This window comes from Gilvimarinus algae, assembly GCF_030518215.1.
GTDB lineage: Bacteria > Pseudomonadota > Gammaproteobacteria > Pseudomonadales > Cellvibrionaceae > Gilvimarinus > Gilvimarinus algae.
Genome location: NZ_JAULRT010000055.1, coordinates 1 through 333, shown reverse-complemented (window position 1 = coordinate 333; position 333 = coordinate 1). Strand labels below are relative to the sequence as shown.

At 54.7% G+C, this 333-nt stretch carries 1 protein-coding gene; it reads right to left on the bottom strand.

What is annotated here, in order from left to right; genetic code table 11:
- Positions 1–232 (bottom strand): hypothetical protein (locus tag QWI16_RS11180; protein WP_302713190.1); only part of this gene is annotated, 232 nt, incomplete at its 3' end.
- Positions 233–333: the final 101 nt, after the last annotated feature.

Genomic DNA, 333 nt, shown 5'->3' with positions numbered 1-333 from the left:
TACGACGCGGCATGACATCGGGCACGAAATAGACATTGCCATCCGTGCCCTCGTAATAGGTGCCTTCCATGTTGTAGTCGTTGACACGCATCCGCGGCCCAAGCGAGCCGCTGAACGTGATGCTGCCCGTGCCCAACACGGTATCCGTGGTGAAACTGAAGGTGCTCGTGTTCAGCTGGTCGCCTGCATCCAGGGACCCGTCACCCAAATTGACCAAAAAACCGGTGGGCATGAAACTGCTCCTGCCTCTGAGGGAAAACCCTCGAACTTGCCTCAACGCGCCATCTTTATCGTGGCATTTGAGTTTACATTACGTGAACTCGAGTATTTCAG